We start from the raw sequence: 13156 nt of genomic DNA on the forward strand, positions 1-13156 counted from the left end.
TGTCGGGAGACGCGATTTTGCGCACTGTCGCTTTGCTGTCGTTTTACCGACGCGATACCGACGTGGCATTTGCCGCCAAATCCCGGCCTATCGCGCCGCCATGAACGCCGCCAACCGGCGCAGCCCTTCGCGGATATCCTCGGTCGCCCGCGCATAGGAAAACCGGATCGTGCCATGGCCGCGCTTGGGATCGAAATCGAGCCCCGGCGTCACCGCAACCCCTGCTTTTTCAAGGATTTCCGCCGCAAAAGCCCGCGAATCCTCGGTCAGATGCGAGACATCCGCATAGACGTAAAACGCCCCGTCCGGCGGCGCGATCCGGTCGAACCCTGCCTTCGGCAAGCCGTCGATCATCAACTGTCGGTTCACCTTGTAAACCTCTAGATTCGCTTGCAATTCCTCGTCACATCCCATCGCCGCCAAGGCCGCCACCTGGCTCGCATGGGGCGGGCAGATGAAGAGATTTTGCGCCAGCCGTTCAAGCGTGCGCACATGATCTTGCGGCACCACCATCCAGCCCACACGCCAGCCCGTCATCGAGAAATATTTCGAGAAGGAATTGATCACATAGACCTCGTCCGAGATCTCCAGCGCGCTCACCGCTTTGCTGTCATATTCGATCCCGTGATAGATCTCGTCGCTGATAAAGCTCGCCCCCTGCGCCCGCGCCGCTTCGATCAACTCCGCAAGCGCCGCATGGTCCAGCATCGTGCCCGACGGATTCGCCGGGCTCGCCACCATAAGCCCTTGCAAATCATGACCTTCCAGGTCCTGCGCCACCGGCTGCAGGCGGTTTTCCGCTTTCGTCTCGATCTCTACCGGGACCAGGTCGAGTGCCTTGAGAATCTGCCTGTAGGAGGGATAGCCCGGCATGCCGATCCCCACCCGGTCGCCGGCATCGAACAGCGCCGTAAAGGCGAGGATGAACGCCCCCGAAGAACCCGACGTCACAACCACCCGCTCGGGCGAAATATCGAGCCCGTACCACGACTTATAGAGCCCCGCGATCCGTTCGCGCAGCGCCGGCAGGCCGAGCGCCACGGTATAGCCCATCGCGTCCCCCTCCATCGCTTGCGCCAGCGCCGCGCGCGCGCCCTCAGGCGCGGGCGTGCCCGGCTGACCCACTTCCATATGGATGATGTGACGCCCCTCGGCCTCGGCCCGGCGGGCGGCCTCCATGACATCCATCACAATAAAGGGATCGACCTGGGATCGGGTTGAGTTCCGCATGGGTTTCTCTCACATTGTTGCACAGTCACCCAGCCCATTCACTTGGTTAAGGGGTTGCCGTCAATGCAACTTGTACGACTTTTTGCAGCGATCCTCATTCTTGGCCTCGGGATGACCTCCCCGGCCCGGGCGCTGACGCTGTTGCGCGACCCCGATATCGAACATGCGCTGAAACAGCTCGCCACGCCGGTGCTGCAGGCCGCCGGGCTGAGCCCCGCGCGGGTCAGGATCCTGGTGATTGACGACCGCAATCTTAACGCTTTCGTAGTGGATCAGGATCATATCTTTATCCATTCCGGGCTTTTGCTCAAAATGCGCACGCCGGAAATGCTGCAGGCGGTGATTGCCCATGAGGCGGCCCATATCGCCAGCGGCCATCTGGTGCGCCGCCCCGTCAATATGCGCAACGCGCGCACTGCGGCGGGGATCGGCGTGGCGCTTGCCGCGGCGGCAGGCGCGATTTCGGGCAACGGACAGGTGGCGGCGGCAGGCGCCGTGGGCGCCACCAACACCGCGCTGCGGCTTTTCTTCGTGCACACCCGCGCCGAAGAAAGCTCGGCCGACAGTGCCAGCGTGCGCTATCTGCTGCGCGCCGGGATCGACCCGCAGGGCGCGGTGGAGGTGATGGAGATTTTTCGCGGCCAGGAAGTGCTCAGCGAAAGCCGCCAGGACCCCTATTCGCGCTCGCATCCGATGTCCTCGGACCGCTACCGCGCGGTCAAGAGCCTCGCCGATGCCAATGCCCGTCCGGGGGCCAAATCGCCCAATGCCGACTATTGGTTCGCCCGCGCCAAGGGCAAGCTTTCGGCCTTCAAACTCTCGCCGAAATGGACGCTCACCCGCGCCGGTGAAAGCGGCTTTCAAGATGTGAAACTCATGCGCGAGGCCGCCGCCCATCACCGCCAGTCGCGGATGGATCGAGCGCTGCGCTCGATCGACGGGGCGCTCGCGATCCGGCGCAACGATCCCTATTACCTCGAGCTGCGCGGTCAGATCCTGATGGAGAACCGCCGCTTTGCCGAGGCCGCCAACAGCTATGCCCGCGCGGTCAACGCCGCCCCAAATGATGCGCTGATCCTCGGCTCATACGGTCGGGCGCTGCTGGCGCAAGGGCAAAATGACAAGGCCCTGCAAATTCTCACCAAGGCACGGTCCCGCGACGTCGGCGATATTCGCGTGATGCGCGATCTCGGCGTCGCCTATGCCAAATCCGGCAATCGCGGCATGGCCTCGCTGGTCACGGCCGAACGCTATGCGCTGCAGGGGCGGATGGCGGATGCCGGGCTTCACGCCGGGCGCGCCTCGGACCTTTTGCCGCGCGGCTCCGCCGGTTGGCAACGCGCTCAGGATGTGCTCTCTGCGGCCAAGGCCGCTCAACGTAAAAGGAAATAAAGTTGATGACCCGTTTTCTCACCTCGACCGCGCTCGCGCTCACCCTGGCGCTGCCTGCGGCAGCCCTCGATCTCGGGTCGATGACCGATGCCGAACGCAGCGCGCTGCATGACGAAATCCGCAACTACCTGTTGGAAAACCCCGAAGTGATCATGGAGGCGGTCGCCGTTCTCGAACAGCGCCAGCAACAGGATCAGGTCAGCGCCGATCAGGAGATGGTCAGCCGCAACAGCGACGCGATTTTCAACGACGACCACTCATGGGTCGGCGGCAATCCCGAAGGCGACATCACCATCGTCGAGTTTCTCGATTACCGCTGCGGCTATTGCAAACGCGCCTTTGGCGAGGTCAAGGAGCTGCTCGAAACGGATGGCAATATCCGCTTTATTGTCAAAGAGTTCCCGATCCTGGGCGAAGCCTCTGTCATGGCCTCGCGCTTTGCCATCGCGACCAAGCTCGAGGCCGGCGACGAGGCCTATGAGAGCCTGCATGACGCGCTCATGGCGTTCAACGGCGACGTCACCGAGGCGGCGCTCAAGCGTATCGCCACCTCCTTCGGTCTCGATGCCGATGCCATTGCCGCGCGGATGGAGGATGACGAGATTTCTGAGGCCATCGCCCAGAACCACGCGCTCGCAGGTGCGCTGCAGATCACCGGCACGCCGACCTTCGTGATGGGCGATCAGATGGTGCGCGGCTATGTTCCGCTCGAAGGCATGGAACAGATCGTGGCCGAGCTCCGCAAGGAGTGAGCCGCCGTTCAGACCATCTCGCAGGCCCGCTCTTGGCAGCGGGCCTGTGTGTCACCCCGGAGCTTGCGGCCTCGGGCGACACCCGGTTTTCCGAGCTGAGCGGGACGGAGCGCGCCATATTGCGTTCCGAAATCCGCGAGGTTCTGCTCTCCCTGCCCCGTGATCTTTTGCCAGATGCGCCGCCGCCCGCTGTCGATCTCTATGCCGATGCGGTGAGCGATGATCTGGCGCAGATCGCGACCCATAGCGCCACGCTCTTTGGCCCGGATGCGCCGGCGCGCAGCATCGCCTTTCTGACCCGTGACGGCTGTGAGGACTGCGCGCAAGCCTTAGCCGAGCTGCGCGATCTGGCGGAGGCGACCGGCTGGCAGGTGCGGGTCCTCGACATGTCCGCGCATGCCAACATCGCCCGCGCGCTCGAGCTCGACACCGTGCCGAGCTATGTGCTGCCCGACATGATGCTGCGCGGTGCGATGCCCGCGATTGTCTTGGAAAAATACCTGTCGCGCTAGGGCTTACTCGGCTGCCTGCGCCTCGGCCTCGATGGTGGCGGCGCGCTTTTCCACCTCTTCGACGATATGGTCGATCATCTGATCATTGGACATCTTGTGGCTCGCCTTGCCCGCCAGATAGACCATGCCCGACCCGGCCCCGCCGCCGGTAAAGCCGACATCGGTCATCAGCGCCTCGCCCGGCCCGTTCACCACGCAGCCGATGATCGAGAGGCTCATCGGGGTCTTGATATGTTCGAGCCGCGACTCCAGCGCCTCGACGGTCTTGATCACATCGAACCCTTGCCGGGCGCAGGACGGGCAAGAGATGATGTTGACGCCGCGATGACGCAGCCCGAGGCTCTTGAGGATCTCATAGCCGACCTTCACCTCTTCCACCGGATCGGCCGACAGGCTCACCCGGATCGTGTCGCCGATCCCCATCCAGAGCAGATTGCCCATGCCGATCGCGCTCTTGATCGTGCCGGAGGTGAGCCCGCCTGCCTCGGTGATCCCGAGATGGATGGGCGCATCCGTGGCCTCGGCCAATTGCTGATAGGCGGCGGCGGCGAGGAACACGTCCGAAGCTTTGACCGAAATCTTGAACTCGTGGAAATCATTGTCCTCGAGGATGCGGATATGTTCGAGCCCGCTTTCGACCATCGCCTCTGGGCAGGGCTCGCCATATTTCTCGAGCAGGTGCTTTTCGAGACTGCCGGCATTGACCCCGATCCGCATCGAACAGCCATGATCCCGCGCCGCTGCGATCACCTCGCGCACGCGTTTTTCATCGCCGATATTGCCCGGGTTGATGCGCAGACAGGCCGCGCCCGCCTCGGCCGCCTCGATGCCGCGCCGATAGTGGAAATGGATGTCGGCCACGATGGGCACCGGGCTTTCGCGCACGATCTCCTTGAGCGCCTTGGCCGAGGCCTCGTCCGGGACCGAGACGCGCACGATATCCGCCCCCGCCTCTGCGGCGGCGGTGACCTGCGCGATGGTGCCCTTGATGTCAGTGGTGACCGTGTTGGTCATGGTCTGAACCGAGATCGGCGCGTCGCCCCCCACCGGCACAGAACCCACATGGATCTGACGGGATTTGCGGCGCTCGATATTGCGCCAGGGGCGGATCGGATTATGGGTCATCGGCGGCGGCCTCTGTCAAAGCGGTTCACGCCCTACATACGGGCTGTGCCCCGGTCAGGCAACCGACTGTCTGCGATGCGGGCTTATTGGGCGGGCTGCTCTTGCGTGGTGGGCTGGCTGAGCTCGGCCACGTAGCGCTTGAGGTCCGCGTCCTGCGTCAGATCGGCGACGGCATAGGTCTCGGCCAGCGCCTCTGCGTCGAGCGCCAGATTGGCGGTGACCGAGCCGCGCGGGCCGACGGGGCCGTAATGTTGCCCGTTGACGCGGAAATAGATCGCGCCGCTTTCGCCGACCCGAAGGCTCGGCGCGGCTTCCATCACCGGCACGTTATAGGTGTCGCCCGCGTTCATGATCGTCTCGTAGATCACGCTGCCATCGGCGGCGCGAACCCGCACCCAGGCCGGGCGCACGGCGACCATCTGCACACCGGGCTCCGGCGCGGCCAGAACCTGTGGCGACATGGCCTGGGTCAGCGCACCGTCGATGCCGCCGGTCGTCTGCGGACCTTGGGCCGTGGCAAATTGCGGCTGGCTGCTGCGGTCGATGGTTGGGCGGATGGTGCCGACCTGCGTCGGGCTCAGCGTCGAAATCGGCGCATCACGGGCCACCAGCACCGGCACATCGAGCGCCTCGGGCCGGTAGAGCCGGTCAAGCGCATCCTCTTGCGGCGCGGCAAACTGGCCGGTGCCGGCCTGCGCCACATCGGTGCCCGCCCCGGACACACCGCTCAGCGGGTCGAGATCGGCAAGCACATCGGGGGTGTTTTCCACCGGCGCCACCTGCACCTGCTGCACCTGATTGAGCACCGCCCAACCGCCATAGCCAATGCCACCGATCAGCGCGGCCAGCACGATGAGCGAGCCGATCGCACCGGGTTCGATCCGCGAGAACATGCTCTCGGCGGCGGGCACAAAGGGGGTTGAGGGGGTCATCAGAGGATCGTCGAGACCGCGCTTGGCGCGGGTCTGGCGCGGTGCCTCTTCCTGGCGTTTGGACGAGGCGGCCGAGGACATGCCATGGGCCGTCGAAAATCCGCTTTCGGCGCAGAACCCGGCAAAGGCCTGATCCGGATCCATCCGGAGATAGCGCGCATAAGAGCGCACATAGCCGGGAATAAAGCCCGGCGTATCAAAGGCATCGGGGTCGCAGTTTTCGATCGCGGCGATAAAGCTGGCTTTGATCCGCAGTTCGCGTTCGACATCGAGAAGGGATTTCCCGAGCGTGGCACGCTCGCCGCGCATCATATCACCAAGACGCAGTTCGAAAGAATCAAATCCGTTCGGTACCTGCTCGTCCTGCTGCTTAGCGCGCGTTCCTCGACGCAAAATCATAAAGCCTGCCCTTCATCGTACTTGAACTATGACCCGAACGTCCCGATTCGGATCATGCTCATGTTCTTTTAACAAAGGCTATCATACTGCAAGGAAGATTGCAGTAATGTGGCGATCAGGCGGAAATATCGGCACGATTTAGCGCACAATGATTCCAAAGCTCATCCATCGCCTTAACGACCCGATCAATATCTTCGGGGCCGTGGACCGGCGAGGGCGTGAAACGAAGGCGCTCGGTGCCGCGCGGCACGGTTGGGAAATTGATCGGCTGCACGTAAATGCCATGCCGCTCGAGCAGCATATCGCTGATGATCTTGGTGTGGACGGGATCGCCCACCATGACCGGCACGATATGGCTGCCGTGATCGATGAGCGGCAGGCCAAGCCCCTTGAGCCGCATCTTGAGAATGCGCGCCTGGGTCTGCTGCTGATCGCGCAGGCTCTGGTCCGTCTTGAGGTGGCGCACCGAGGCCGCAGCCCCCGCCGCCACCGCCGGTGACAGCGACGTGGTAAAGATGAAGCCCGGCGCATAAGACCTTATGGCGTCGCACATTTTCGCGCTGGCCGCGATATAGCCGCCCATCACGCCATAGGCTTTGGCCAGGGTGCCGTTGATGATGTCGAGCCGATGCATGAGACGGTCACGTTCCGCCACACCGGCGCCGCGCGGGCCATACATGCCGACCGCGTGGACCTCGTCGATATAGGTCAGCGCGCCGAACTCGTCGGCAAGATCGCAGATCGCCTCGATCGGGCCGAAATCGCCGTCCATCGAATAGATCGATTCAAAGGCGATCACCTTGGGGGCCGCCGGATCATCCGCCTCGAGCAGCTCGCGCAGATGGTCGAGGTCATTGTGCCGGAAAATCCGCTTTGCCCCGCCATTGCGGCGCACGCCTTCGATCATCGACGCATGGTTGAGCGCGTCGGAATAGATGATCATGCCTGGGAACAATTTGGGCAGCGTGCTCAATGTCGCGTCATTGGCGATATAGGCGCTGGTGAAGAGAAGCGCCGCTTCCTTGCCATGCAGATCGGCCAGCTCGGCCTCGAGCGCCTTGTGATAGACCGTGGTGCCTGAAATGTTGCGCGTCCCGCCCGAGCCCGCGCCAGTGGCGTCAATCGCCTCGTGCATAGCCTCGAGCACCGCAGGATGCTGGCCCATGCCAAGATAATCATTGCCGCACCAGACGGTGATCGGCTGGTCCGTGCCATCGGGGCGTTTCCAGGTGGCATGCGGAAAGTGACCCTTGTGCCGTTCAATATCAATGAACGTCCGATACCGGCCTTCCTCGTGGAGACGGGCGATGGCCTGATCCAGTTTCGCGTCGTAATTCACCTGGGGGTTCTCCTCGGTCTTCACGCGGACCCTTGGCCCGGCCGGGGCATTCCCCGGAACATATCTTCGCGGTTGAATATAACCGAAAAGCACATATCGCAACACCTCAGACTGCCCCGCGACCGGGTGCCGCGCCCCCGGCGGGCCCGCGCACGGCTTCTGCTGGACAGTGGACGCGATGCTGTTACCTTCCGCGCGAAACCGGACAAAGAAGGAGTGTTCCCATGGCCCTCGAGCCCGTCCTGTCACATATCGACGACGCCCTGCCCGCCGCGCTGGACCGGCTGAAAGAGGTGCTGCGCATTCAATCCATCTCGACCGATCCGGCCTATAAAGCGAATTGCGACGCCGCCGCAGATTGGCTGGTGGCCGATCTCAAATCCTTTGGCGTCGAGGCCGAAAAGCGCCCCACGCCGGGTCATCCGATGGTGGTGGGCCATATCGACGGGCCGGGGCCACATCTTCTGTTCTACGGGCATTACGATGTGCAGCCGGTCGATCCGCTCGAGCTGTGGAACAGCGATCCCTTTGATCCCCAGATCGAGGACACCGATCAAGGCCCGGTAATCCGGGGCCGCGGGGCGTCGGATGATAAGGGCCAGCTCATGACCTTTGTCGAGGCTTGCCGCGCCTATAAATCGGTGCACGGGTCCCTGCCCTGCAAAATCACCTTCTTCTTTGAAGGCGAAGAGGAAAGCGGCTCGCCCTCGCTCATTCCCTTCATGAAGGAGAACGCGGCCGAGCTTTCCGCCGATCTCGCGCTGATCTGCGACACCTCCATGGTCGCGCCGGGCGTGCCCTCCATCGCGTCGCAGCTGCGCGGCATGCTCAAGGATGAGTTCACCATTCACGGCCCGCGCATTGACCTGCATTCGGGCCATTACGGCGGCCCCGGCCTCAACCCTCTCAAGGTGCTGGGTCAGGTCATCGCGTCATTCCATGACGACACTGGCCGCGTCGCGGTCGAGGGCTTTTACGACGGCGTCCAGGAAGTCCCCGACGAAATCCTGCGGCAATGGGAAAACTGCGGCTTTGACGAGGCGGCCTATCTCAACTCCGTGGGCTACACCCGGCCCCATGGCGAAGAGGGCTATTCGACGCTGGTGCAGCAATGGGCCCGCCCCACGCTCGAGATTAACGGCATCTGGGGCGGCTATCAGGGCGCAGGCTCCAAGACCGTGATCCCCGCCGAGGCACATTGCAAGCTCACCTGCCGCCTCGTCGGCGACATGGAGCCCGAGGCGCTGCGCCGCAATCTGCGCGCCCATGTCGAGGCGCAATTGCCGGTCGATGCCCGGGTCGTGTGGAACAATGACCTCGACGGCTCCAAGGCGGCGGTGATGAACATCGCGCGGCCCGAGTTCGAAAAGGCACGCGGCGCGCTGTCAGAAGAATGGGACCGCGAGGCGGTGTTCAGCGGCATGGGCGGTTCGATCCCGATCGCGGGCTTTTTCAAGGACATCCTCGGACTCGACGCGATGCTCATCGGCTTTGCCCAGGAAGATGACGCCATCCACAGCCCGAACGAGAAATACAATGTCGAGAGCTTCCACAAGGGCATGCGCAGCTGGGCCCGCGTTCTCGACGCCTTGTCGAAATAACGACGTTGGGCGCAGGGGCTATTGCCCTTGCGCCCGCATCAACAGCGCCGCCGCGTCGAGCATGTGAAACACAGGCCGGCCGGTGGCCCGGGCAATGGCCTGCGCATAGGGCGGCAAATTTCCACATTCCAACAATATGGCGCCAATATCGGGCGATCCTCGCAGGGTTTCTTGTGATTTATCAACCAAGTCCTGCTCGAGGCACTCTCGATCCAGCCGTGTCGCCTGTGCCGCCTGCGGGGCCAGAAAACTCTCGGCAAAGCTGGAAATATCCTCGCATCCCATCACCACCACCCGCGCAGGATCGATGCCCGCCGCCGCCATGGCGCGGGGCCCAAGCGCTGCGCGCGAGGCGGTGAGGATCGCCACCCGGCCTTTGCCGCTCGTCGCCACCAGCGGATAGAGCGACAGCGCCGAGAGCATCACCGGCACGTTCACAGCAGAAGCAATCTCGTTCTGCACGCTCACCAAAAACCCACAGGTGGAAATGATCGCCCGCGCGCCTTCCGCCTCGAGCGCCTGCGCCGCCGCAATGAACCGCGCCACCAGCGCCGCGTCAGGTGCGCCATCGCGCACGATGAGCGGGCTATCGGCCCCCTCCACCACATGGATGCGCACCGGAAAGGGATAACTCGCGGCATTGCCCGTATCGCCGACGATCCGCTCGAACCGCGTGTCGAGCGCCAGAATTCCCAGCATTTCCGCCTCATCCCTCTCTTGCCCCAGAGGGCATTTGCCATTCCGCGATAACCGGCTAATCTGGTGCCTGTGCCCGGGGCAGGACCGGGTCGGATCGCCCGACCGCGCAACCCACCCCCGGCAAAAGTCTCTACGGCTCTCCCTCCGAAACGGCCGGGATCGCCGCCAAGGATGTCATGTGTAACAGGGAAAATCATCATGAAAATCACCACCGGCCTTTCCGCCCTCGCCGTCTCGCTGAGCTTTGCCGCCAGCGCGGCCCAAGCCGAGAAATGGGACATGGCGCTGGCCTATTCGGCGACCAATTACCATTCCGAGATTGCGGCCGAGTTTGCCGCTGAGGTCACCGCCAATTCCGAGCTCGAGATCGTCACCCATCCCGGCGGCTCGCTCTTTGGCGGCTCGGAAATCTTTGGCGCGGTGCGCAAGGGGCTGGCCCCGATCGGCGAACGGCTGATTTCGGCGCTGGGCAATGACGACCCGCTCTATGAGGTCGACAGCATCCCCTTCCTCGCCTCGAGCTTTGCCGACGCGCGCAAGCTCTATGATGCGTCGAAACCCAGCCTTGTCGAGACGCTGGAAGAGGCGCGGTTGCATTTCCTCTATTCCTGCCCCTGGCCGCCACAGGGCTTTTACACCGCCGAAGAGGCCACCGGCCTCGACGCGCTCTCGGGTCTGAAGTTCCGCGCCTATAACGCCACCACCTCGAAAATGGCCGAGGGCCTCGGCATGGTCCCGACCAAGATCGAAGCCGCCGAGCTGGCCCAGGCCTTTGCCACCGGCGTCGCGCAGTCGATGATTTCCTCGGGCAGCACCGGCTATGACCGCAAGCTCTGGGAACATGTGGGCTATTACTATGACGTGAAGGCCTGGCTGCCGCGCAACATGGTGATCGTCAATGGCAAGGCCTGGAACGGTCTCGACGACGCCACCAAGGAAACGGTGACCAAGGCCGCCGCGACCGCCGAGGAAAAATGCTGGTCCAAGGCCGAAGAGCTCGACGCTTGGTATGTCTCGCAATTCACCGAGAACGGCATGAAAGTGGGCACCCTGCCCGCCGAGGTCCAAGAGGCCTTTGAAAAGGTCGGGGCAGAGCTCCGTGCCGATTGGGAAGAGCGCGCCGGCGACAAGGGCCGTGCCGTGCTCGAAGCCTATGAAGGCATGAAGTAAGCAGACCATTTCGGGCGGTCCCTTCCGGGGGCCGTCCGCCTTTAGTACAAGTGACGTCTGGTACGACCAGAAGAATACGCCGAGAAACGGCGATGGGATGACGGGGGGCCAAATGCGCAGAATATCTGCACTATTCGATCATATCTACAGGTTCGGGGCCTATGTCGCGGGCGCGGCGCTCGTGCTGCTTTGTGCGCTCGTGCTCTATAGTATCGTGGCGCGCATGTTCGGCCTCTATTCCGGCGGCGCGAGCGATGTGGCGGGCTATGTCATGGCCACCGCGACTTTTCTCGCCCTCGCCCATACCTTTCGCAGCGATGGCCACATCCGTGTGCAGCTTCTCATTCAGCGCGCCATTGGGGCCACCCGCCGCGGGCTCGAAATTCTCTGCCTCGCGATCATGACCGGGCTGGCGTTCTTCCTCGCCTGGTACATGGCGCGGCTCGCCTATGACAGCTACGATTTCGGCGAGCGCAGCGAAGGTGCCGACGCGATCCTCTTGTGGATCCCGCAAACGCCCGTGGCCTTTGGCGCGTGGCTTCTCGCCATCGCGGTCGCGCATACGCTGTTGCAGGCAATCTTCGATTACGCCTCGGTTGATCCTGACAAAATGGCCAATGAGGGACCGAACGAGATATGAGCGAAGCGCTATCCATCATCATCTTTCTCAGCACGCTCTTCGTGCTTCTCGGCATCGGCGTCTGGGTCGGCGCGGCGCTTCTGCTGACCGCGATCCTTGGCATGGCGCTCTTTACCTCGGCGCCCATCGGCGACAGCATGGCGGTTACCATCTGGGGCGAACAGAGTTCTTGGACCCTGACCGCCCTGCCCCTTTTCATCTGGATGGGCGAAATCCTCTTCCGATCCAAGCTGAGCGAGACGCTCTTTCGCGGCCTCGCCCCGTTCCTGCGCCGCCTGCCCGGCGGTCTCTTGCATGTGAACGTAGGGGCCTCGGCGGTCTTTGCCGCGATCTCAGGCTCGAGTGCCGCCACCGTCGCCACCGTGGGCAAGATGTCGATCCCCGAGCTCCAACAGCGCAATTACCCCGAACATATGATCATCGGCACGCTCTCGGGCGCGGGCACGCTCGGCCTTTTGATCCCGCCGTCGATCTCGATGATCATCTTTGGCGTCACCGTCAATGAAAGCATCTCCAAGCTCTTCATGGCGGCGATGATCCCCGGGCTCTGCCTCGCCTTGATGTTCATGATCTATATCGTGATCTGGGCCAAGCTGAACCGCGCGCGCTTTAACCCGGTGGAGGATCTCGACGTCTCGCATCTCGGGCGGCGGGTGCTCGATCTGGCGCCGGTGCTGCTCTTGATCATCGGCGTGATCGGCTCGATCTATTCGGGCATCGCCACCGCGACCGAGGCGGCGGCGCTCGGCGTGCTCGGCGCGATCCTTCTGTCGCTCTCGCAGCGCAGCATGACATGGCAGAGCTTTACCGACAGCATCATGGGCTCGGTCCGCACCACCGCGATGATCATGTTCATCCTGATGGGCGCAGGCTTTCTGTCGCTCGCCATGGGCTTTACCGGCATCCCCCGGGCCTTGGCCGAAACCATCGAAGGCTGGAAGCTCTCGCCGCTGGCGCTCATCGCGATCCTGACGGTCTTCTACATCATCCTGGGCTGTTTCCTCGACGGGCTGAGCTCGATCGTGCTCACCATGGCGGTGATCGAGCCGATGGTCCGCGCCGCGGGCTTCGATATGCTCTGGTTCGGCGTCTACCTGATGATCGTGGTGGAAATGGCCCAGATCACCCCGCCCATCGGGTTCAACCTCTTCGTGCTCCAAGGCATGACCGGCCGCGACATGGGTTTCATCTCCAAGGCCTCGTTTCCGATGTTCCTGGTGATGTGCGTCTTTGTGGTGATCCTCGTCATGGTCCCCGGCCTCGCCACATGGCTGCCCGAGGTGCTGAGCAAATGACCCATCGGGCGCTGGCCAAGGCTGGCGCCCGGTTTTGGCTGCGCTCGACTGTTTCGCATGTGAGGAAATG

General features: G+C 63.2%; 12 protein-coding genes. 7 read left to right on the forward strand and 5 right to left on the reverse strand.

The window, feature by feature from the left end:
• Window positions 1–87: 87 nt before the first annotated feature.
• Window positions 88–1230: a pyridoxal phosphate-dependent aminotransferase gene (locus WA237_RS08465; protein WP_336097339.1), complete on the reverse strand. Its 1143-nt coding sequence runs from the start codon at window positions 1228–1230 to the stop codon at window positions 88–90.
• Window positions 1231–1293: 63 nt separating this feature from the next.
• On the opposite strand from WA237_RS08465, the gene WA237_RS08470 reads away from it, so the two are divergent.
• The 3 genes from WA237_RS08470 to WA237_RS08480 are packed head-to-tail and all read left to right on the forward strand — an operon-like array spanning window position 1294 to window position 3886.
• Window positions 1294–2622 carry a M48 family metalloprotease gene (locus tag WA237_RS08470; RefSeq protein WP_336097340.1) on the forward strand — a complete coding sequence of 443 codons (1329 nt, stop codon included), beginning with the start codon at window positions 1294–1296 and terminating at the stop codon, window positions 2620–2622.
• A 5-nt stretch (window positions 2623–2627) separates the two neighbouring features.
• Window positions 2628–3374, forward strand: coding sequence for a DsbA family protein (locus WA237_RS08475; protein ID WP_336097341.1), 747 nt, complete (start codon window positions 2628–2630; stop codon window positions 3372–3374).
• A complete protein-coding gene (locus WA237_RS08480) occupies window positions 3371–3886 on the forward strand; it encodes a hypothetical protein (protein ID WP_336097342.1) in 516 nt (171 codons plus the stop codon). Before WA237_RS08475 ends, WA237_RS08480 begins: the two co-directional genes overlap by 4 nt.
• A gap of 3 nt (window positions 3887–3889) precedes the next feature.
• On the opposite strand, the gene ispG is transcribed toward WA237_RS08480, so the two are convergent.
• The 3 genes from ispG to hemA all read right to left on the reverse strand — a co-directional run bounded on the left by ispG (window position 3890) and on the right by hemA (window position 7681).
• Window positions 3890–5011 (reverse strand): flavodoxin-dependent (E)-4-hydroxy-3-methylbut-2-enyl-diphosphate synthase, encoded by a 1122-nt coding sequence (ispG, locus tag WA237_RS08485; RefSeq protein ID WP_336097343.1) that lies wholly within the window; start codon window positions 5009–5011, stop codon window positions 3890–3892.
• 83 nt (window positions 5012–5094) lie between these two features.
• Window positions 5095–6342 (reverse strand): helix-turn-helix domain-containing protein, encoded by a 1248-nt coding sequence (locus tag WA237_RS08490; RefSeq protein WP_442970251.1) that lies wholly within the window; start codon window positions 6340–6342, stop codon window positions 5095–5097.
• Window positions 6343–6457: 115 nt separating this feature from the next.
• Window positions 6458–7681 carry a 5-aminolevulinate synthase gene (gene hemA / locus WA237_RS08495; RefSeq protein ID WP_336097466.1) on the reverse strand — a complete coding sequence of 408 codons (1224 nt, stop codon included), beginning with the start codon at window positions 7679–7681 and terminating at the stop codon, window positions 6458–6460.
• Window positions 7682–7905: 224 nt separating this feature from the next.
• On the opposite strand from hemA, the gene WA237_RS08500 reads away from it, so the two are divergent.
• Window positions 7906–9282, forward strand: coding sequence for a M20/M25/M40 family metallo-hydrolase (locus WA237_RS08500; RefSeq protein ID WP_336097344.1), 1377 nt, complete (start codon window positions 7906–7908; stop codon window positions 9280–9282).
• 18 nt (window positions 9283–9300) lie between these two features.
• Here the strand turns inward: WA237_RS08500 and WA237_RS08505 are convergent, their stop codons facing one another.
• A complete protein-coding gene (locus WA237_RS08505) occupies window positions 9301–9981 on the reverse strand; it encodes an aspartate/glutamate racemase family protein (protein ID WP_336097345.1) in 681 nt (226 codons plus the stop codon).
• A 198-nt stretch (window positions 9982–10179) separates the two neighbouring features.
• Here WA237_RS08505 and WA237_RS08510 point away from each other — a divergent pair, with 198 nt between their 5' ends.
• From WA237_RS08510 to WA237_RS08520, 3 genes are all read left to right on the forward strand, one after another.
• Window positions 10180–11151: a TRAP transporter substrate-binding protein gene (locus WA237_RS08510; RefSeq protein ID WP_336097346.1), complete on the forward strand. Its 972-nt coding sequence runs from the start codon at window positions 10180–10182 to the stop codon at window positions 11149–11151.
• 112 nt (window positions 11152–11263) lie between these two features.
• A complete protein-coding gene (locus WA237_RS08515; protein WP_009815039.1) occupies window positions 11264–11791 on the forward strand; it encodes a TRAP transporter small permease subunit in 528 nt (175 codons plus the stop codon).
• Window positions 11788–13086, forward strand: coding sequence for a TRAP transporter large permease (locus WA237_RS08520; RefSeq protein WP_009815038.1), 1299 nt, complete (start codon window positions 11788–11790; stop codon window positions 13084–13086). The genes WA237_RS08515 and WA237_RS08520 overlap by 4 nt, the downstream gene beginning before the upstream one ends.
• The last annotated feature ends 70 nt before the right edge of the window (window positions 13087–13156 follow it).

Source organism: Roseovarius sp. CH_XMU1461, assembly GCF_037027165.1.
GTDB lineage: Bacteria > Pseudomonadota > Alphaproteobacteria > Rhodobacterales > Rhodobacteraceae > Roseovarius > Roseovarius nubinhibens.